This is a genomic window from Rhodanobacter fulvus Jip2 (assembly GCF_000264315.1).
In the GTDB taxonomy this organism is placed as follows: domain Bacteria; phylum Pseudomonadota; class Gammaproteobacteria; order Xanthomonadales; family Rhodanobacteraceae; genus Rhodanobacter; species Rhodanobacter fulvus.
The window spans coordinates 53,227-71,634 of record NZ_AJXU01000010.1; the positions used below are offsets into that span (position 1 = coordinate 53,227).

The 18,408-nt window shown below is 66.2% G+C and carries 18 protein-coding genes; 5 read left to right on the forward strand and 13 right to left on the reverse strand.

Annotated features, from left to right (window positions below; genetic code table 11):
• Positions 1-4 precede the first annotated feature (4 nt).
• The 6 genes from UU9_RS02430 to efp all read right to left on the reverse strand — a co-directional run bounded on the left by UU9_RS02430 (position 5) and on the right by efp (position 4,611).
• Positions 5-859 (reverse strand): isoprenoid biosynthesis enzyme family protein, encoded by an 855-nt coding sequence (locus UU9_RS02430; protein ID WP_007080126.1) that lies wholly within the window; start codon positions 857-859, stop codon positions 5-7.
• On the reverse strand, positions 856-1,536 hold the full coding sequence (locus UU9_RS02435; RefSeq protein WP_007080127.1) for an HAD family hydrolase: 681 nt from the start codon (positions 1,534-1,536) through the stop codon (positions 856-858). Before UU9_RS02435 ends, UU9_RS02430 begins: the two co-directional genes overlap by 4 nt.
• Positions 1,533-2,273: a bifunctional 2-polyprenyl-6-hydroxyphenol methylase/3-demethylubiquinol 3-O-methyltransferase UbiG gene (gene ubiG / locus UU9_RS02440; RefSeq protein ID WP_007080128.1), complete on the reverse strand. Its 741-nt coding sequence runs from the start codon at positions 2,271-2,273 to the stop codon at positions 1,533-1,535. Before ubiG ends, UU9_RS02435 begins: the two co-directional genes overlap by 4 nt.
• Positions 2,274-2,300: 27 nt before the next feature.
• A complete protein-coding gene (locus UU9_RS02445; RefSeq protein ID WP_007080129.1) occupies positions 2,301-2,555 on the reverse strand; it encodes a YciI family protein in 255 nt (84 codons plus the stop codon).
• Between the two features lie 24 nt (positions 2,556-2,579).
• Positions 2,580-3,911 carry a TRZ/ATZ family hydrolase gene (locus UU9_RS02450; RefSeq protein WP_007080130.1) on the reverse strand — a complete coding sequence of 444 codons (1,332 nt, stop codon included), beginning with the start codon at positions 3,909-3,911 and terminating at the stop codon, positions 2,580-2,582.
• Positions 3,912-4,032: 121 nt separating this feature from the next.
• On the reverse strand, positions 4,033-4,611 hold the full coding sequence (efp, locus tag UU9_RS02455; RefSeq protein ID WP_007080131.1) for an elongation factor P: 579 nt from the start codon (positions 4,609-4,611) through the stop codon (positions 4,033-4,035).
• Positions 4,612-4,699: 88 nt separating this feature from the next.
• Here efp and epmB point away from each other — a divergent pair, with 88 nt between their 5' ends.
• Together epmB and UU9_RS02465 are read left to right on the forward strand one after the other, a co-directional pair.
• Positions 4,700-5,710 (forward strand): EF-P beta-lysylation protein EpmB, encoded by a 1,011-nt coding sequence (gene epmB, locus UU9_RS02460; RefSeq protein ID WP_007080132.1) that lies wholly within the window; start codon positions 4,700-4,702, stop codon positions 5,708-5,710.
• A gap of 119 nt (positions 5,711-5,829) precedes the next feature.
• Complete coding sequence (locus tag UU9_RS02465; protein WP_007080133.1) at positions 5,830-7,869, forward strand: EAL domain-containing protein; 2,040 nt, start codon at positions 5,830-5,832, stop codon at positions 7,867-7,869.
• A 139-nt stretch (positions 7,870-8,008) separates the two neighbouring features.
• On the opposite strand, the gene rplS is transcribed toward UU9_RS02465, so the two are convergent.
• The 5 genes from rplS to ffh form a co-directional block, all read right to left on the reverse strand.
• On the reverse strand, positions 8,009-8,416 hold the full coding sequence (rplS, locus tag UU9_RS02470; RefSeq protein WP_007080134.1) for a 50S ribosomal protein L19: 408 nt from the start codon (positions 8,414-8,416) through the stop codon (positions 8,009-8,011).
• Between the two features lie 31 nt (positions 8,417-8,447).
• The gene (trmD, locus tag UU9_RS02475; protein ID WP_007080135.1) at positions 8,448-9,224 is read right to left on the reverse strand and encodes a tRNA (guanosine(37)-N1)-methyltransferase TrmD; all 777 of its coding nucleotides are present in this window, start codon (positions 9,222-9,224) and stop codon (positions 8,448-8,450) included.
• A gap of 64 nt (positions 9,225-9,288) precedes the next feature.
• The gene (rimM, locus tag UU9_RS02480; protein ID WP_007080136.1) at positions 9,289-9,804 is read right to left on the reverse strand and encodes a ribosome maturation factor RimM; all 516 of its coding nucleotides are present in this window, start codon (positions 9,802-9,804) and stop codon (positions 9,289-9,291) included.
• Positions 9,805-9,806: 2 nt separating this feature from the next.
• Positions 9,807-10,064 carry a 30S ribosomal protein S16 gene (gene rpsP / locus UU9_RS02485; protein WP_007080137.1) on the reverse strand — a complete coding sequence of 86 codons (258 nt, stop codon included), beginning with the start codon at positions 10,062-10,064 and terminating at the stop codon, positions 9,807-9,809.
• Positions 10,065-10,188: 124 nt separating this feature from the next.
• A complete protein-coding gene (ffh, locus tag UU9_RS02490; protein ID WP_007080138.1) occupies positions 10,189-11,568 on the reverse strand; it encodes a signal recognition particle protein in 1,380 nt (459 codons plus the stop codon).
• A 144-nt stretch (positions 11,569-11,712) separates the two neighbouring features.
• On the opposite strand from ffh, the gene UU9_RS02495 reads away from it, so the two are divergent.
• The 3 genes from UU9_RS02495 (at position 11,713) to gdhA (ending at position 14,900) form a co-directional block, all read left to right on the forward strand.
• The gene (locus tag UU9_RS02495) at positions 11,713-12,513 is read left to right on the forward strand and encodes a cytochrome C assembly family protein (RefSeq protein ID WP_007080139.1); all 801 of its coding nucleotides are present in this window, start codon (positions 11,713-11,715) and stop codon (positions 12,511-12,513) included.
• Position 12,514: 1 nt separating this feature from the next.
• Complete coding sequence (gene purU / locus UU9_RS02500) at positions 12,515-13,378, forward strand: formyltetrahydrofolate deformylase (RefSeq protein WP_007080140.1); 864 nt, start codon at positions 12,515-12,517, stop codon at positions 13,376-13,378.
• 169 nt (positions 13,379-13,547) lie between these two features.
• Positions 13,548-14,900 (forward strand): NADP-specific glutamate dehydrogenase, encoded by a 1,353-nt coding sequence (gdhA, locus tag UU9_RS02505; protein WP_007080141.1) that lies wholly within the window; start codon positions 13,548-13,550, stop codon positions 14,898-14,900.
• A 166-nt stretch (positions 14,901-15,066) separates the two neighbouring features.
• Here gdhA and radA read toward each other — a convergent pair whose 3' ends face one another.
• Positions 15,067-16,455, reverse strand: a complete 1,389-nt coding sequence (gene radA / locus UU9_RS02510; protein WP_007080142.1) for a DNA repair protein RadA — start codon at positions 16,453-16,455, stop codon at positions 15,067-15,069.
• Between the two features lie 251 nt (positions 16,456-16,706).
• Positions 16,707-18,101: a replicative DNA helicase gene (locus tag UU9_RS02515; protein ID WP_007080143.1), complete on the reverse strand. Its 1,395-nt coding sequence runs from the start codon at positions 18,099-18,101 to the stop codon at positions 16,707-16,709.
• Between the last annotated feature and the right edge of the window lie 307 nt (positions 18,102-18,408).

Genomic DNA, 18,408 nt, shown 5'->3' on the forward strand with positions numbered 1-18,408 from the left:
CGACTCACGACGCGTTGCGGCGCCACGCGCGCGCGGACTGCCATGCCCGCCATGCGGTCACCGGCCGGATGCGCGGGCGCTCGGCGCCGAGACTGGCCAGCGCATCGGGCGCGCGCAGCGCGCGTTGCGCCATCCGCATACCGTGGCTGGACGCCAGCGCGCGAAACACGCTGAGCGGTCCGGGCAGGCGGGCCGCTTCGCGCCAGCTTTGCAGTAGCTCGCGCAATTGATCCTGGATCGCCTGCTGCCGCGCGGCGCTGGCCTGGCCCAGTTGCGACCGGCTCAATCCGTGACGGGCCAGGTTGGCCATCGACAGCGGCAGGCGGTCGCGACCGGCGTCGGCTTCGGTGCGCAGCAGTGCATCCAGCAAATGATCGAGCGTGGCCAGCCTTGCGGCACGATCACTCGGCGCCGCCGCGCCATACCACCAGGCGGTTTCCAGCGCGGCCAACGCGCCGTGCAGCGGCATCGCCGCATCCACCTGCGCGGCGAAATCCGCGGCGGTGCCCTGTTCGAGCTGCGCCATCGCCGCCAGCACCGGCGCCACCCACTGCTCGGCGGCAATCGCCTGTGCACGCTCGTCGTCGAACAACACCTGGGTCAGCGGATGCCGGCCGCCACTGCTGGCCGCACCGGACAATTCTTCCGCCCACCAACCCAGCTTGGCAGCAGCCACCTGCGGCTCGCGGATGCCGTAGGCGGCATCGAGCAACTCCTGCTCCAACGCAGCCAGCGCGATGTGACCGGGATGGCGATGGCCATCGACGAACACCAGCGCCACACGCTGCTGGGGTTGCGCCGCCAGCCACTTGTCGATGAAGCCCTGCCACGCCGCGTTGCTTGTGTCTCCGTCGCTCATGCGGCGACCGATGACGGCATCAGCAGCGCGGCCAGTTGCGCAGGTTGGTCCACCACCGCGTCGGCGCCCCAGTGATGCGGGTCGCCGCCGTCGAGATAGCCCCAGCTCACCGCCACCGTGTACAACCCCGCCGCTTCGCCGGCCAGCACGTCGCGGCGATCGTCGCCCACGAAGACGCAGCGTTCGGGTTGCAGCCCGGCCCGCTCACAGGCCAGCAGCACGGGCGCGGGATCGGGCTTTTTCACCGGCAAGGTGTCGCCGGAAACCACCGCGGCGGCGCGCGACGTCCAGCCGATCCGCTGCACCAGCTCGTCGGTAAGAAAGCCCGGCTTGTTGGTGACGATGCCCCAGCGCAGGCCGCATTGTTCGAGTTGCTGCAGCAGCGCGTCCACACCGTCGAACGCGCGCGTCTGCTGCGCCAGCATGCGCTGGTACAACGCCAGGTAACGCGGCAGCAACGCCTTGCGTTCCGCGTCGTCGCGCAACGGAAAACCCTGCTGCAGGATCGCGGTCGAACCGCGCGATACCACCTGGCGCACGGCGTCGTAATCGGGCGCGGCCTCGCCTTCCTCGGCGCACTGCTCGACCAATGCGCCGTACAGATCGGCGGCGCTGTCGAGCAAGGTGCCGTCCAGGTCGAACAGCACGCCCTGGATGTTTTCCGGCAACGGCGTCATAGCGGCTTGCGCGCGCTGAGCACGTAGTTGATCGCGGTGAAGCGGCTGATCCAGGCCTTGCGTGCCAGCGGGTTGTAGCCCAGGCCGCTGACGTCCTCCAGCTCCAGGCCGGACTGCCGCAGCAGTCGGCCCAGCTCCGACGGCTTCAGGAAGTGCGCGTAGTGATGGGTGCCGCGCGGCAGCATGCGCATCACGTACTCGGCGCCCACGATAGCCGCGCCGAATGCAGCCGGCGTGCGGTTGAGGGTGGACATGAACAACTGGCCGCCGGGTTTCAGCATCGCGGCAAGGTCAGCCACCAGCGCGGCCGGATCGGGCACGTGTTCGATCAGTTCCATGCAGCACACGGCGTCGAACGAGGCGGGCTCGGCCGCGGCCAGCTCGGCGGACGACTGCACGCGGTAGTCCACCGACAACGCCGATTCGTGCAGGTGCAATTGCGCGATCTCGATCACCTTCTCGCCCAGGTCGATGCCGGTGACGCGGGCGCCGGCACGGGCCAGCGCCTCGCTCAGCAGGCCGCCGCCGCAGCCCACATCGGCCACCTTCGCCTGCGCCAGCTCGACGCGTTCGGCGATATAGGCGAAGCGCACCGGATTGAGATCGTGCAGCGGGCGCGACTCGCCGTCGGGATCCCACCAGCGCGAGGCCAGCGTATCGAAACGGGCGATTTCCGCGGCGCTGACATTGCCGTCATGACGCCCATCGGCGGCGCGTTCGGGGGATGCGGTCGACATCACAAAACCTCTCGGGGAATACGCAGTTTACCGCGCCAGCCATTCGTGCACGGTGATGGTCCAACCACCACTGGTGTGCGCGGGGTCGCGCTGCACGGTGGCCTGGGCTGCGGCCAGGTCATCCGCACGCAGCAGGTAGGCGCCGCCGGACTTGTCGCTGAAGCCGCCGGAAAGTTCGATCCGGCCCTGCGCGCGCAAGTCGTCGAGGAAGGCGATGTGCAGCGGTACCACTGCCGGATCGACGTCGGGGCGGCGCAGCAGATAGACCAGGTAACGGTTCATGGATGGCTCCTCGGAGTGCGGTAATCAGGCGGCGGCGATGCGCTCGCGCCAGGCGCGGGTCTTGGCCAGGATGGCGGCGGTGTCGATGTCGACCAATTCGCGCGCGGCCAGTTTTCGCTGGCCGGCGATCCACACGTCGGTGACCTGGTGGCGGCCGGTGGCGTACACCAATTGCGAGACGACGTTGAACAGCGGCTGCGTTTCCAGGTCGCTGAGCCGCACGGCGGCGAGATCGGCCTGCTTGCCCACCTCGATCGAACCGATGCACGCGCCCAGTCCGATCGCCTGCGCACCGTGCAGCGTGGCGGCCCGCAGCGCGTAAGCGGCATCGAACGCCGCCGCGTCGCCCGCCACGGCCTTGGCCAGCAGCGCGGCGGTACGCATTTCACCGAACATGTCCAGGTCGTTGTTGGAGGCGCAGCCATCGGTGCCCAGCGCCAGGTTGACGCCAGCCTGGCGCAGTTTTTCCGCGGGGCAGAAACCCGATGCCAGCTTCAGGTTGGACTCCGGGCAATGCACCACCGACACGCCGGCAGCGGCGCAGGCGGCGATCTCGCCCTCGGTCACCTGGGTCATGTGCACGGCGATCAGGCGGTCGTTGACCAGCCCCAGCTTCTGCAGCCGCTGGAATGGACGCAGGCCGCTTTTGGTCTTCTCCTCGGCCACCTCGTGCGCGGTTTCGTGCAGGTGCAGGTGGACTGGAATGTCGAGCTGGTCCGACAACAGGCGGATGCGCTCGAAGCTCTCGTCCGACACCGTGTACGGCGCGTGGGGTGCGAACGCAGTGCTGATCAGGTTGTCGCTGAGAAAGCTGTCGTGCACCGCGACGGCGCGGGCGAAATAGTCGTCCTGGGTGGTGGCCCATGCGGTGGGGAATTCGATCACCGGCAGGCCGACCACGGCGCGGAAACCCATGCGCCGGTAGGTGGCGCCGATCACGTCGGGAAAGAAATAGTTTTCGTTGGCGCAGGTGGTGCCGCCGCGCAGCATCTCGGCCACCGCCAACTCGACGCCGTCGCGCACGAATTCCGGCCCGATCACCTTGGCCTCGGCCGGCCAGATGTGCTGTTGCAGCCACACCATCAGCGGCAGGTCGTCGGCCAGCCCGCGCAGCAGGGTCATCGGGTTGTGCGTGTGGCTGTTGACCAGGCCGGGGATCAGCGCGTGCTCGCCCAGCTCGACCCGCTCGCGCGGTGCGTACGCGGCGCGGGCATCGGCGATGGGCAGCACGGCGACGATCCGGCCACCATCGGCCACCACCGCGTGGTCTTCCAGCACCACCGCATGCGGCTCCACCGGCACCACCCAGCGCGCCTCGATCATCAGGTCGACGGGTTGCGGGGGTATCTGGCTCATCGCTCACTCACCTTGCTTGTAAATACGATAAAGGGCGGTGCCTTGCGGCCGCCGCCCCCTCTGGATCGTCATTCCCGCGATGACGTGCCGGCCGCGCCGCGTGCAGGCGCGGACCCCTACGTCACTTCACGCGGCTGTCGTATTCGCCGGTGCGGGTATCGACCTTGATCACTTCGTCCTGGTTGACGAACAGCGGCACGCGCACCACGGCGCCGGTTTCCAGCGTGGCCGGCTTGCCGCCGCCGCCGGAGGTGTCGCCGCGCACGCCGGGATCGGTCTCGGTGATCTTCAGCTCGACGAACTTCGGCGCCTGCACCGCCACGATGTTGCCGTTGAACAAGGTGACCACGCACTCCTCCTCGCCCTTCAGCCACTTCCAGGTATCACCCATCGCGGCCAGCGAGGCGGGCACCATCTCGAACGTCTCCATGTTCATGAAGTTCCAGACGCGGTCCTTGCCGATGCCGTCGATGAAGGACAACTGCATGTCGGTATCGGTAACGTCGGCTTCCTCGAACGAGTCGCTGGACTTCAGCGTCTGCTCGGTGGTGCGGCCGTCCTTCAGGTTGCGGATGCGGATGCGGGTGAACGCCTGACCCTTGCCGGGTTTGACGAAGTCCGCTTCGGTGATGATCCAGGGATCACCGTTGTGAAGGATCTTCTTGCCCGTTTTGACGTCGTTGAGGCCAAGGGTCGCCATGCGCTGTCTGCTCCGGAGTCGTTTTCGCCCGAGGGGCGGCTAAAATGGATGGATGTCACGGGCGTCACCGCCCGATTCAAGGCCCGATATGATAACCGCAAGCCCCCATTCCCGCCTATCGTCCGCTGCGCCCGACTGGCGCGCGCTGTGGCGCGACGCGATCACCGACCCGCTGGAGCTGTTGCAGGCGGTGGGCCTGGGCGATCGTACCGACCTGATCCCGTCCGACGGCGCCGGCTTCGCGCTGCGGGTGCCGCGTGGTTTCGTGGCCCGCATGCGCCACGGCGATGCCGCCGATCCGCTGCTGCTGCAGGTGCTGCCGCAACGGGCCGAACACGACCGGGTAGCCGGTTTCACGCTGGATGCGGTGGGCGACATGGCGTCGCGCAGCGGCCAAGGTTTCCTGCACAAGTACCATGGCCGCGCCCTGCTGATCGCCAGCGGCAGCTGCGCGGTGAACTGCCGCTACTGCTTTCGCCGCCACTTCCCCTATGGCGAGGAGATCGCCGCCGCCTCGCAATGGCGCGATGCGCTGGCGCAGCTCGAGGCCGATCCGTCGATCAGCGAACTGATCCTCTCCGGCGGCGATCCGCTGTCGCTGGCCACCAGCAAGCTGGAGGACCTGAGCCGTGGTCTGGCCGCCATTCCGCACGTCAGGCGGATCCGCATCCACACGCGCCTGCCGGTGGTGCTGCCGGAGCGGATCGACGACGCCTTCCTCAAGTGGCTGGCTTCGCTGCCGTTGCAGAAGGTGGTGGTGTTGCACGCCAACCACGCCAACGAATTCGACGCGGGCGTCGACGCGGCTTGCGCACGACTGCGCGACGCCGGCGCCACGTTGCTCAACCAATCGGTACTGCTGCGAGGGATCAACGATCACGCCGACACGCTGGCCGACCTGTCCGAGCGGATGCTTGCCGCCGGGGTGATGCCGTACTACCTGCATCAGCTCGACCGGGTACACGGCACCGCGCATTTCGAGGTCGGCGACGCCGAGGCGATAGCACTGCTGGAAACGTTGCGGGCGCGGTTGCCTGGCTATCTGGTGCCGCGGCTGGTGCGCGAAATAGGCGGCGATACGTCCAAGCGCCCGCTCTGAACGCCAGCTGCGCTTTTTTCTGGCAGCCGCGAGCTTTATCCGCTACAAACTATAGGGCCATGGGGCATCCCTGATGCCTGCAACACGATTCGTGACGACCACCTTCTTCCCGGCCATCCATGAAAAAAGACCTCGTCATCAAGATCCTCTTCATCGAAAACTCACTGGAGGAGGCCGAGCAGATCATCAGCCTGCTGCGCAATTCGGGTATCGCCGTACGCCCCGCCCGCGCCACCAATGCCGAACAGGTGCAGGCCGCGCTGGATGAACTGGGACCCGACATCGTGATGTTCGACCCGGCCATCACCACGCTGTCGCAGCGCGAGGTCGTGAAACTGATGGATGCCTACGGCCGCGACTACGCGCTGCTGGGCCTGGTCGACTCGATGGACAACCAGCTGGTGGCGGACCTGTTCGTGGGCGGCGCCCGCGGCGTGGCCGCGCGCACGCATCCGAAGCAGCTCACGGCAGTGCTGCAGCGCGAGTTCGATTCGCTGCAGGCGCGCCGCCAACTGCGCCGGCTGGAAGCTTCGCTGCGCGAATCGGAACGCCGCTGCGACGCGCTGCTCGACTCCTCCACCGACGCCATCGCGTACGTGCACGAGGGCATGCACGTACGCGCCAACCGTGCCTACCTGGAGACCTTCGGCTACGACGAGTTCGACGACCTGCTCGGCATGCCCGTGCTGGACATGATCGACTCGACCCACGCCGACGAGTTCAAGGCCATCCTGCGCGGGCCGCAGGGGCAGGAAAAATTACCCAACCAGCTGTCCCTGCGCGCACGCCGCGCCGACGCCAGCCACTTCGACGCCACGGTGGAGTTCGCCCCGGCCACGTTCGAAGGCGAACCCTGCCTGCAGATCGTGTTCCGGCGCCAGCTGGTCGACCCGGCGACACTGGCGCAGCTGCAACGCGACCCGGTCACCGGCCTGTTCAACCGGGCGCACACGCTGGAGCGGATCGACACGGCCGTCGCCGCCGCCGCCAATGGCAAGAAGGGCCAGGCATTGCTGCTGATCGAACCGGACAACTGGTCGTCGATCGTGGCCAGTATCGGCCTGGGCAAGGCGGACGAGCTGATTGCCGGCTTTGCCGACCGCATCCGCATCCTGCTCGGCACCACCGACGTGGCCGGCATGCTGGCCGAGCACACGTTCGGCGTGGTGCTCGATTCGCGCCAGGACGAAGCCATCCGCGAGTGGATCAGCAAGCTGCAGCACAGCGTCAGCAATGAAATCTTCGACGCCGGCAGCCGCTCCATCACCGTCAACACCAGCATCGGCGGCAGCCTGCTGGGCGAGAAGAACGCCAATACCGACCTGTTGCTCAACCAGGCCAGCCAGGCCTTGCGCAACGCGCAGAGCCAGGGCGGCGGCAAAGTGGAACTGCATGACCCGGCCGCCCGCGAGAAGGCCGACGAGGAGCGCGAGCACTACTGGCTGGGGTTGTTGAAGGATGCATTGGCCAACGACGGCCTGATGCTCTACCACCAGCAGGCGATCAGCCTGCAGGACGCCGATGGCGACTTCTCGGAGATCCTGCTGCGCATGAACGGCCCGCAAGGCGAGGTGCTGCCCGGGTTCTTCATGCCGATCGCTGAAAAGCACGGTTTGAATGGCGACATCGACCGCTGGGTGCTGAAGCAGACGATCAAGACCCTGCGCGAGCGCGACAAACACGGCCAGTCGACCACGTTCTTCGTCAAGCTCACTGCCGCCTCGCTGCAGGATGAGCACCTGCTCCCGTGGCTGGGCGAGCAACTGGCCGCCGCCAACCTGAAGCATGGTCGCATCGTGTTGGAAATGACCGAGAGCAAGGTCATGACCCTGTTGCGCCCCACCCAGGAATTCGTCAACGGCTGGAAGAAGCTGGGCGGCAAGTTCGCGCTGGAGCAGTTCGGCTCGGGGCTCAACTCGTTCCAGCTGCTGAACCACGTCGACGCCGACTACGTGAAGATCGACCGCAGCTACATGGCGGAACTGCCACGGCACCCGGAAAACCAGAAAAAGGTCACCGAGATCTGCCAGCAGGCGCGCGAGCTGAACCGCCAGACGATTGCCGAATGGGTCGAGGACGCCACCAGCACTTCGCTGCTGTTCGCCTGCGGCGTGGACTTCGTGCAGGGCAACTTCCTGCAGCCGCCGCAGCGGCTGTAAGACGGAATCGTCCACGCGGTACCCGCCGGAACGGATACCCGGGGGAGGTGCGAATGGCGGAGGAGACATGGTTCCGCGCACAAAAAACCCGCGCATGAGCGCGGTTTTTTTTATCGCCGGCCGAAGCCGTGCGCGCCGATTACTCGGCGGCGGCAGCGGCAGCGGCGGCAGCCTTGTGGGCGGCCTTGATCGCGGCGGCGGCGGCCACGTCTTCCTTGATGCGGGCGGCCTTGCCTTCCAGACCACGCAGGTAATACAGCTTGGCGCCGCGCACCTTGCCCTTGCGCTTCACCGTGACCGACTCGATCGACGGGCTGTGCGCCTGGAACACGCGCTCCACGCCGGTGCCGTGCGAGATCTTGCGCACGGTGAAGGCCGAATGCAGGCCGCGGCTGCGCTTGGCGATGACGATGCCCTCGAACGCCTGTACGCGCTCGCGGTTGCCTTCCTTCACCTTGACGTTGACCACCACGGTGTCGCCAGCGCCGAATTCCGGCAAGGGACGGGTAATCTGCTCGGCTTCGAACTGTTCAATGATCTTGTTCATGGCAACACCTGTGTATTTTCAATAACTGCGATCAATCATCGACCGCTTCGTTTTGTCGCGACAGCGCCTGGCTGGCGTGTTCGCGGCGGAATTCATCCAGCAACGCACGGGAGGTCTTGTCCAGTACGCAGCGTGACAACAAGTCGGGACGGCGCAACCAGGTTCGTCCCAGCGACTGCTTCAGGCGCCAGCGGGCAATCGCCGCATGGTCACCGGAAAGCAGCACCTCCGGTACGGTACCCAGTGCGTCCTGCACCGGTTTTGCATAGTGCGGGCAATCGAGCAGGCCATTGGCGAATGAATCCTGCTCGGCCGACAACGCATCGTTCAATGCGCCTTCCTGCAAGCGACCCACCGCGTCGATGACCACCGCCGCCGCCAGCTCGCCACCGGACAGTACATAGTCGCCGATGGAAAGCTCTTCGTCGACCTCGTGCGCCAGCAACCGCTCGTCCACACCTTCATAACGTCCACAAAGCAAGGTGATTCGCGGCATTTTCGCCAGCGCCTCCACTCTGCCCTGCGTCAGCCGCGGTCCCTGCGGGCTGAGGTAAATCACATGCGCCGGTTCCGGCGCGGCGTTGCGCACAGCCGTCAGGGTGGCGCGCAACGGCTCGATCATCATCACCATACCGGGGCCGCCGCCATACGAGCTGGCATCCACGGTGCGGTGGCGGTCGCTGGTGTAGTCGCGCGGGTTCCAGGCTTCCACCTGCAGCAACTGCCGTTGCTGCGCGCGTCCCACCACACCGACCGCGGCACACTGGCGCACGAAGTCGGGAAACAGGCTGACGACATCGATACGCATGAATCCTTGCCCTCTGCCGCCTGATCCCCGGCTTTCGATCCGGTGACCTTTCGATCCGGCGATGTCAGAATTCGGGATCCCAGTCCACCACCATGCGCCCTGCGGACAAGTCCACCGACCGCACATACGAACCCTGGACGAAGGGAATCAGCCGCTCGCGCGTCCCATCCCTCACCACCACCACGTCGTTGGCACCGGTGGCGAACAGGTGACTGACCCGCCCCAGCAACACATCTTCGGTGGTGATCACCTCGAGTCCTTCGAGGTCGACCCAGTAATACTCACCTTCGGCTGGCGGCGGCAACTGATCACGGCTGACGTAGATGTCGCTGCCGATCCATGCCGCTGCCTGCTCACGGTCATCGACGCCCGGCAGTTGGGCCACCATGCCCTTGCCTTGTTCGCGACCCTTCGCACCGCTGACCTGCGTTTCCACGCCGGGCGCTGCACTGAGCAGCCACGGCTGGTAATCGAAGATCCGCATGCGCGGCTCGGCCCAGGATTCGATCTTGAGCCAGCCCTGCACGCCGTACAGCCCGACGATGCGCCCAATCAGGACGCGCCGACCGGCTGCCGTCACGTTCAGGCAGCCTGCTGCAGCTTGCCCGCTTCCTTGACCAGCGCGGCGACCTTGTCGGACAGCTGGGCACCCTTGCCCACCCATTCGTTGACGCGATCGACGTTCAGCTCAAGGCGCTTGTCCTTGCCCGACGCAACCGGGTTGTAGAAACCCACGCTCTCGATGTTGCGACCGTCGCGCTTGTTGCGCTGATCGGTCACTACAACGTGGTAGAACGGACGGCCCTTGGCGCCACCGCGCGAAAGACGAATCTTGACCATAGTAAAACTCCAGAGTTGCCGCAGATGCGGCAGCGGCACGGAACCGTGCGCGGTAAACGGGGCATTTTAGAGGGGGAATGGGGAAAAGGGAATAGGGAATGGGAAAAGCCCCTTCCCTGCGTCATCAGCGCATCGGCGGCAAACCACCCATGCCGCCCATGCCCTTCATCGCCCCGCGCATCTGCCGCATCAGGCCCTTGCTGCCGCCCCTGGACAGCTTGGACATCATCTTTTCCATCTGCATGTACTGCTTCAACAGACGATTGACGTCGGCCGGCTGGGTGCCGGAGCCGCGCGCCACACGGGCGCGGCGCGAGCCGTTGAGCAGGTCGGGATGGCGGCGCTCCTTCTTGGTCATCGAGCAGATGATGGCGATCATGCGGTTCATCTCGCCGTCGTTGACCTTGGATTTCACGCTGTCCGGCAGGTTGCCCATGCCCGGCAGCTTGTCCATCAGGCCCGCCAGGCCGCCCATGTTGCCCATCTGCTCCAGCTGATCCTTCATGTCGTTGAGGTCGAAGCGCTTGCCCTTCATCACCTTCTGGGCCAGCTTCTGCGCCTTCTCCTGGTCGACCTTGCGCTCGACTTCTTCCACCAGCGACAACACGTCGCCCATGCCGAGGATGCGCTGGGCCAGGCGGTCGGGATGAAACGGCTCCAGCGCGTCGGTCTTCTCGCCCGCGCCCAGGAACTTGATCGGGCGGCCGGTGACATAGCGCACCGACAAGGCCGCACCGCCGCGGGCGTCGCCGTCGGTCTTGGTGAGGATGACGCCAGTCAGCGGCAACGCATCGCTGAACGCCTTGGCGGTGTTGGCCGCGTCCTGACCGGTCATGGAGTCGACCACGAACAGCGTTTCGACCGGGGTGATCGCGGCGTGCAGCGCCTTGATCTCGGCCATCATCGCCTCGTCCACATGCAGCCGGCCGGCGGTGTCGACGATCAGCACGTCCACCACTTCGCGCCGGGCCGCGGCGATCGCCGCCCTGGCGATGGCGACCGGATCCTGGCCCGCATCGGAGGGGAAGAAACTCACCCCGACCTGCTCCGCCAGCGTACGCAACTGCTCGATGGCGGCCGGACGATAGACGTCGCAGCTGACCACCATCACCTTTTTCTTCTTGCGCTCGGTCAGCAGGCGCGCCAGCTTGGCCACCGTGGTGGTCTTGCCCGCACCCTGCAGGCCGGCCAGCAACACCACGGCGGGCGGCTGCTGCGCCAGGTTCAGATCCGTGTTGACGCTGCCCATCACCGTGGTCAACTCGTCGCTGACCACCTTGACCAGCGCCTGGCCGGGCGACAGGCTCTTCATCACGTCCTGGCCCACCGCGCGCACCTTGATCCGCTGGATCAGGGCCTGCACCACCGGCAGCGCCACGTCCGCTTCCAGCAGGGCGATGCGTACCTCGCGCAGCGATTCGCGGATGTTTTCCTCGGTCAGCCGGCCACGGCCGCGCAGACGATTGACGGTGGTGGAAAGGCGTTGGCTGAGCGATTCGAACATGATGAGGGCACGAGCTGGGGCTAGCCCGCAAATATACCAGACCCGTCCGCCGCTCCCGGGCCGGCCTTGTCGACGCCCATGCCCGGAAGAATGGCGCGGAGCCCCTGCTGCACTCGCCCATGCCGTGTGCGACACTTCATGGCTATGTCCGTACATGTGCTCACGCTGCTTGCCGTCGTGCTCTACCTCGCTGCAGCGGGCGGATTGGCGCGCCCGTTGTTGAGCGGCGGCCAGCCGCTCAACCGGCTGGCCTTGTGTCTGGCGGGGGCGGCCGTGCTGCTGCATGCAGGCATCTTGCTGGGCATGCACCGTGGCGCGCTGGACCTGCATTTTTTTGCGGCGCTATCGCTGGTGGCCTGTGTCGTGGCCGCGCTGACACTGTTGGTGAACCTGTCGCGCCCGGTGGCGGCGCTGGGCGTGGTGGTGTTTCCGCTGGCGGCGTTGTTCCTGTTTCTGGATGGTTTCGTGGCGGCGCCCACGGCCCCGCTGCAGCAGATGGACTGGCCGATCAAGCTGCATGTGACGCTGGCCCTGCTGGCCTTCAGCGTGCTGTCGATCGCGGCGGTGCTGGCGATCCTGCTGGCGGTGCAGGAACGCGCGCTGCGCGCCCGGCATTTCGGCAGCTGGCTGCGCGCCTTGCCACCGCTGACGCAGACCGAGGCCTTGATGTTCCGTTTGATCGCGGGTGGTTTCGCGCTGTTGACCGTGGCCTTGCTGAGCGGCGCGCTGTTCATCGAAAACATCCGCGCCCAGCATCTCGTCCACACCACGGTGCTGTCGGTGTTCGCCTGGCTGGTGTTCGGCACGTTGCTGCTGGGCCGCTGGCGCCAGGGCTGGCGCGGCACCCGCGCGGTCAATCTCACCCTGATCGGCATGACCGTGCTGGCGCTGGCGTTTTTCGGCAGCAAGGCGGTGCTGGAGCTGATCCTGCACCGGAATATCTGACATGGCGGCAGCGCAATTCGTGGTGACATTGTCGTGCCCGGATCGCCCGGGCATCGTGGCTGCGGTATCCGGCCATCTCGCCGCGCAGGGCAACAACATCCTGGAAGCGCAGCAATTCGACGACACCGACATGGGCCGCTTTTTCATGCGCATCGTGTTCGAGGCGCTGGCCACCGATGCCACGCTGACCGGGTTGCAGGCCGCCTTCACCCCGATCGCCGAGCGCTTCGACATGCAATGGCAGCTGCGCGACCGCAGCGAGCGGCGACGCGTGCTGTTGCTGGTATCGAAGTTCGATCACTGCCTGGCCGACGTGCTGTACCGCTGGCGCACCGGCGAGCTGTCGATGGATATCGCGGGCATCGTCGCCAACCACCCGCGCGAGACGTATCGCCACCTCGACCTCGACGCCATCCCGTTCCACTACCTGCCCGCCAACCGGGACCACAAGGCCGCGCAGGAGGCGTTGCTGTGGCAGGTGATCGAGCAGAGCCAGTGCGATCTGGTGGTGCTTGCCCGCTACATGCAGGTGCTGTCGAATGAGCTGACTACAAAGCTGGCCGGCCGCTGCATCAACATCCACCACTCCTTCCTGCCCGGCTTCAAGGGCGCGCGGCCGTACCACCAGGCGCATCGGCGCGGGGTCAAGCTGATCGGCGCCACCACGCACTTCGTCACCGCGGAACTGGACGAAGGCCCGATCATCGAGCAGGACATCGAGCGCGTCACCCACCACGACACGGCCGAGGACATGATCCGCATCGGCCGCGATATCGAACGCCGCGTGCTGGCGCGCACCCTGCGCCATTACCTCGACGACCGCATCCTGCTCAACGGCAGCAAGACGGTGGTATTCGCCGCTTAAAGAGCCTGCCGGGCGGGGCGCGGACGCGGTTCGATCGGCCATCCCGCTGCACGCGCCGGTTGCGCGCGGTTTGTGCATCGCACTATATTGCAGGCTATCGCACTAACGCATTAATACATTGCGGCTCGGCGATGCCTGCCTTCCGACACTTTTTCCCGGGGAATCCTTGATGTCCTTCATCCACGCGACGCTGACGCGCCTGCTCAAGAGCAGTCCGGCGCAAACCGAGTTCTATCAGGCTGCTGGCGAAATCCTGGAATGCCTGCAGCCGCTGCTGGACGCCGAGCCGCGCTACCGCCAGCACAACATCATCGAGCGCATCGTGGAGCCGGAACGGCAGATCTTCTTCCGGGTGTGCTGGACCGACGACGCCGGCAAGGTGCAGGTCAACAAGGGCTATCGCGTGCAGTTCAGCTCGGCGCTGGGCCCGTACAAGGGCGGCCTGCGTTTCCACCCGTCGGTCAACGCCAGCATCATCAAGTTCCTGGGCTTCGAGCAGATCTTCAAGAACGCCCTCACCGGCTTGTCCATCGGCGGCGCCAAGGGCGGTTCGGATTTCGACCCCAAGGGCAAATCCGACGCCGAAGTGATGCGTTTCTGCCAGTCCTTCATGAACGAGTTGTACCGCCACATCGGCCCGACCACCGACGTGCCCGCCGGCGACATCGGCGTGGGCACGCGCGAGATCGGCTACCTGTATGGCCAGTACAAGCGCCTCACCGGCCACTACGAGGGCGTGCTGACCGGCAAGGGCCTGAACTGGGGCGGCTCGCTGGGCCGCAAGGAAGCCACCGGCTACGGCACGGTCTATTTCGCGCAGCACATGCTGCAGGCCCGCGGCGAGGATTTCGAGGGCAAGGTCTGCCTGGTGTCCGGCGCCGGCAACGTGGCGATCTACACCATCGAGAAGCTGTACCAGTTGGGCGCGCGTCCGGTCACCTGCTCCGATTCGTTGGGCACGATCCACCACCCGGTCGGCATCAACCTGGAGACGCTGAAGTTGCTGAAGGAGGTCAAGCGCGCCTCGTTGAGCGAGTACACGGCGCACCACCCCGACGCCACCTATATCCCGCGCGGCGACTACCCGGAAGACGGTCATGCCGTGTGGCGGATCAAGGCGGACGCCGCGTTCCCCTCCGCCACGCAGAACGAGGTGACCGCCGCCGACGCCCGGGCGCTGCTGGCCAACGGCGTCACCTGCATTGCCGAAGGCGCCAACATGGGCTCCACCGCCGACGCCATCGACATCCTGCTGGCAAGCAAGATCGCCTACGGCCCGGGCAAGGCGGCCAATGCGGGCGGCGTCGCCACCAGCCAGCTGGAAATGGCGCAGAACAGCGGCATGCAGCAATGGACCATGGAGCGGGTCGACGGCAAGCTGCATGAAATCATGGCCGGCATCTACCAGAGCTGCACCGCCGCCGCCGAGGAATTCGGCCAGCCGCACAACCTGGTGCTGGGCGCCAACATCGCCGGTTTCCGCAAGGTGGCCGACGCGATGATCGATCAGGGCGTGTACTGAGGAAGCCGGGAATCGGGATTCGGGATTCGGGATTCGGGATTCGGGAAAGCGTCTCGGACCGGCGGGCGTCGGCAACCGGGTGAAGCCTCTGTGGGAGCGGCTTCAGCCGCAATGCTTCTGCTTTCCGCCAAGAGCATCGCGACTGAAGTCGCTCCCACCACATACCTCAGCGGCAGGCGTCGATCGCTTCGCTGAGGCGCTCGACGCCGATCACCTGCATGTCACCCACCTTGCCCTTCTTCGGCGCATTGGCCTTGGGCACGATCGCCTGGCGGAAGCCATGGTGGGCGGCTTCCTTCAGGCGCTCCTCGCCGTTGGGTACCGGGCGGATCTCGCCCGACAAACCGACTTCGCCGAAGGTGATCATGTGCTCCGGCAGCGGTCGGTCGCGCAGCGATGACAGCACCGCCAGCAGCACCGGCAGGTCGGCCGCGGTCTCCTGCACGCGGATGCCGCCGACCACGTTGACGAACACGTCCTGGTCATAGGCCGCCACACCGCCATGGCGATGCAGCACCGCCAGCAGCATCGCCAGCCGGTTCTGTTCCAGCCCCAGGGTGACGCGGCGCGGATTGCCCAGCGACGATTGATCGACGAGCGCCTGCACTTCCACCAGCAGCGGCCGCGTGCCTTCACGCGTCACCATCACTGCGCTGCCCGGGGTCGGGCCCGCATGCGAAGACAGGAAGATCGCCGACGGGTTGGGCACCTCGCGCAGACCCTTGTCCGACATCGCGAACACGCCCAGCTCGTTGACCGCGCCGAAACGGTTCTTGAACGCACGCAGCACGCGGAAGCGGCTGCCCGATTCGCCCTCGAAATACAGCACCGCATCGACCATGTGCTCCAGCACGCGCGGACCGGCGATGCCGCCCTCCTTGGTGACGTGGCCGACCAGGAACACGCTGGTGCCGGTCTCTTTGGCGAAGCGGGTGAGCTTGGCTGCCGACTCGCGCACCTGCGACACCGAACCGGGCGCGGCGGTCAGCAACTCGGTCCAGATGGTCTGGATCGAGTCGATCACCAGTACCCGCGGCCGCGTCGTCAACGCTTGCTCCAGGATCCGCTCGATGCATGTCTCGGCCAGCGCCTGCAGCGGTGCCAGTGGCAGATCCAGCCGCTGCGCGCGCGACGCCACCTGCGACAGCGATTCCTCACCGGTGACATACACGCTGGGCAGATGCGCGCCCAACGTGCCCAGCATCTGCAGCAGCAAGGTCGACTTGCCGATGCCCGGGTCGCCGCCGATCAACACCACCGAGCCCTGCACCAGCCCGCCGCCCAGCACCCGATCCAGCTCGCCGATACCGGTCAGCGTGCGCGCCTCGGTGGTCAACGCCACCTCGGTCAGCGGCGTGATCCGGGCCGAACCGGCGGCGTGGCCGGCGTAGTTCGAGCGCTGCGCGCCCGCCGATACGGCGGACGCAGGCGATGAAGGCGCCAGCACGATCGCGCTGAGCGTATTCCACACGCCGCACTCAACACACTGCCCCTGCCACTTGCTGTGTTCGGCACCGCAATCGGTGCAGACGTAGGCGGTCTTGGCTTTGGCCATGCGGATTTCCAGCGGTGTGAAGGCGACGAAGCTTAGCTGGCGGTCATCGCAAACGGCGAGACGCCATGCCGGGGATGCTTGTGGGTTTTCGCCGCACGTGGTTGGCGTTGGCGCTTCGAAATGTTTGGCTGAGGCAAGGGCGCCCCCTCACCCCAGCCCTCTCCCCCAAGCTGCGCTCGGGGGAGAGGGGGCAAAAGCGCCGAAGCCGGGCGGCTTTTCCGACTCCCATTCCTGATTCCCCATTCCCGGCTCTAATCGAAACTCCCCACGAACGAATCCGCCGCGTAATTCTCGAACTTGGTGTAATGGCCCAGGAAGGTCAGCTTGCAGGTGTCGGTGGGGCCGTTGCGCTGCTTGCCGATGATGATCTCGGCCATGCCTTTGTCCGGCGATTCCTTGTTGTAGTAGTCATCGCGGTAGATGAACATGATCACGTCCGCGTCCTGCTCGATGGCGCCGGACTCGCGCAGGTCGGACATCATCGGACGCTTGTCGGCGCGCTGCTCCAGCGAGCGGTTCAGCTGCGACAGCGCGATCACCGGCACGTTCAGTTCCTTGGCCAGACCCTTCAGCGAACGCGAGATTTCCGAGATCTCGGTGGCGCGGTTTTCCTTGTTGCCGGGCACCTGCATCAGCTGCAGGTAGTCGATCACGATCAGGCCCAGGCCGCCGTGTTCGCGGTGCAGGCGGCGCGCGCGCGAACGCAGCTCCACCGGCGACAGGCTGGGCGTGTCGTCGATGAAGATCTTCGCCTCGGACAGGATCGCGATGGCGTTGGAAACCCGCGGCCAGTCCTCCTCCTCCAGATCGCCGTTGCGCAGGTGCTGCTGGTGGATACGGCCGATCGAGGAGATCAGGCGAAACGCCAGCTGCGAGGCGGACATTTCCATCGAGAACACCACCACCGCCTTCTTGCTGCGCAGCGCGGCGGTCTCGGCGATGTTCAGCGCAAACGCGGTCTTGCCCATCGACGGGCGCGCGGCCACGATGATCAGGTCCGAGGGCTGCAGGCCCGAGGTGAGGTTGTCCAGGTCGGTGAAGCCGGTGGTGATGCCGGTCAGCTGGCCGCGGTTCTCGTAGCGCTCGGTGAGCAGGCGGAACGCATCCTTCACCGCCTCGCGCATGGAGACGGAATCCTTCTTGCCGCGCGCACCGGATTCGGCGATGTGGAACACGCGCTGCTCGGCGCTTTCCAGCACTTCCTGCACGCTTTTGCCTTCGGGGCGATAGCCGTCCTCGGTGATCGAGGTGCCCGCGTCGATCAGCTGCCGCATCACCGATTTCTCGCGCACGATCTCGCCGTAGGCGGCGATGTTGGCGGCACTGGGCGTGCTGTTGGCCAGCTCGATCAGGTAGCTGGCGCCGCCCACCATCTCGGCCAGCCCGTTGCTCTCGAACCAGTCGCCCAGGGTCACGGCGTCGCAGGGCATGCCCTTGTTCGCCAGCTCGTTGATGGCGCGCCAGATCAGGCGGTGATCCTTGCGGTAGAAATCCATTTCCGCCAATCGGTCGGCCACCTTGTCCAGCGCATCGGGCGCCAGCATCAAGCCACCCAGCACCGCCTGTTCGGCGTCGATGGAATGTGGCGGCACGCGCAACGCCTCGATGGCGGCGGAAGGCGTTTTGCGCTCGGGAACGAAGGACATCGATTTACCTCGGAAAATACCCCACGACCGGTGCGCAATGCGCCGACACCTCGCGGATGGACATACCGACCATCATGCGCGGCGGCGTCTCAGCCGTCGAGACAACAACTCTGTGGATAAGCTGTGTGTTGTTGTGGATAAGAGAGCCGGAAGGAATCGGCGAACGAGGCACGCAGGCAGACCGGCGCATCGACCCGCGTCCACGGGAAAGGAAGTCCTGCGCCTCAGGATGGTCGGCGCCACGTGCGGCGATGGGAGTTTTCCTGCGGCCGGCGCTTCGACTTCACCGCTGCGCGGCTACGCTCAG

Bases quoted from the DNA above. Each gene is read 5' to 3' on its own strand.
- trmD (WP_007080135.1), bottom strand. From the start codon at position 9,224: ATGCGTATCGATGTCGTCAGCCTGTTTCCCGACTTCGTGCGCCAGTGT.
- radA (WP_007080142.1), bottom strand. From the start codon at position 16,455: ATGGCCAAAGCCAAGACCGCCTACGTCTGCACCGATTGCGGTGCCGAA.
- rpsP (WP_007080137.1), bottom strand. From the start codon at position 10,064: ATGGTCAAGATTCGTCTTTCGCGCGGTGGCGCCAAGGGCCGTCCGTTC.
- ffh (WP_007080138.1), bottom strand. From the start codon at position 11,568: ATGTTCGAATCGCTCAGCCAACGCCTTTCCACCACCGTCAATCGTCTG.
- UU9_RS02495 (WP_007080139.1), top strand. From the start codon at position 11,713: ATGTCCGTACATGTGCTCACGCTGCTTGCCGTCGTGCTCTACCTCGCT.
- UU9_RS02465 (WP_007080133.1), top strand. From the start codon at position 5,830: ATGAAAAAAGACCTCGTCATCAAGATCCTCTTCATCGAAAACTCACTG.
- UU9_RS02445 (WP_007080129.1), bottom strand. From the start codon at position 2,555: ATGAACCGTTACCTGGTCTATCTGCTGCGCCGCCCCGACGTCGATCCG.
- efp (WP_007080131.1), bottom strand. From the start codon at position 4,611: ATGGCGACCCTTGGCCTCAACGACGTCAAAACGGGCAAGAAGATCCTT.
- ubiG (WP_007080128.1), bottom strand. From the start codon at position 2,273: ATGTCGACCGCATCCCCCGAACGCGCCGCCGATGGGCGTCATGACGGC.
- UU9_RS02450 (WP_007080130.1), bottom strand. From the start codon at position 3,911: ATGAGCCAGATACCCCCGCAACCCGTCGACCTGATGATCGAGGCGCGC.
- UU9_RS02435 (WP_007080127.1), bottom strand. From the start codon at position 1,536: ATGACGCCGTTGCCGGAAAACATCCAGGGCGTGCTGTTCGACCTGGAC.
- UU9_RS02515 (WP_007080143.1), bottom strand. From the start codon at position 18,101: ATGTCCTTCGTTCCCGAGCGCAAAACGCCTTCCGCCGCCATCGAGGCG.
- gdhA (WP_007080141.1), top strand. From the start codon at position 13,548: ATGTCCTTCATCCACGCGACGCTGACGCGCCTGCTCAAGAGCAGTCCG.
- epmB (WP_007080132.1), top strand. From the start codon at position 4,700: ATGATAACCGCAAGCCCCCATTCCCGCCTATCGTCCGCTGCGCCCGAC.
- purU (WP_007080140.1), top strand. From the start codon at position 12,515: ATGGCGGCAGCGCAATTCGTGGTGACATTGTCGTGCCCGGATCGCCCG.
- rplS (WP_007080134.1), bottom strand. From the start codon at position 8,416: ATGAACAAGATCATTGAACAGTTCGAAGCCGAGCAGATTACCCGTCCC.
- UU9_RS02430 (WP_007080126.1), bottom strand. From the start codon at position 859: ATGAGCGACGGAGACACAAGCAACGCGGCGTGGCAGGGCTTCATCGAC.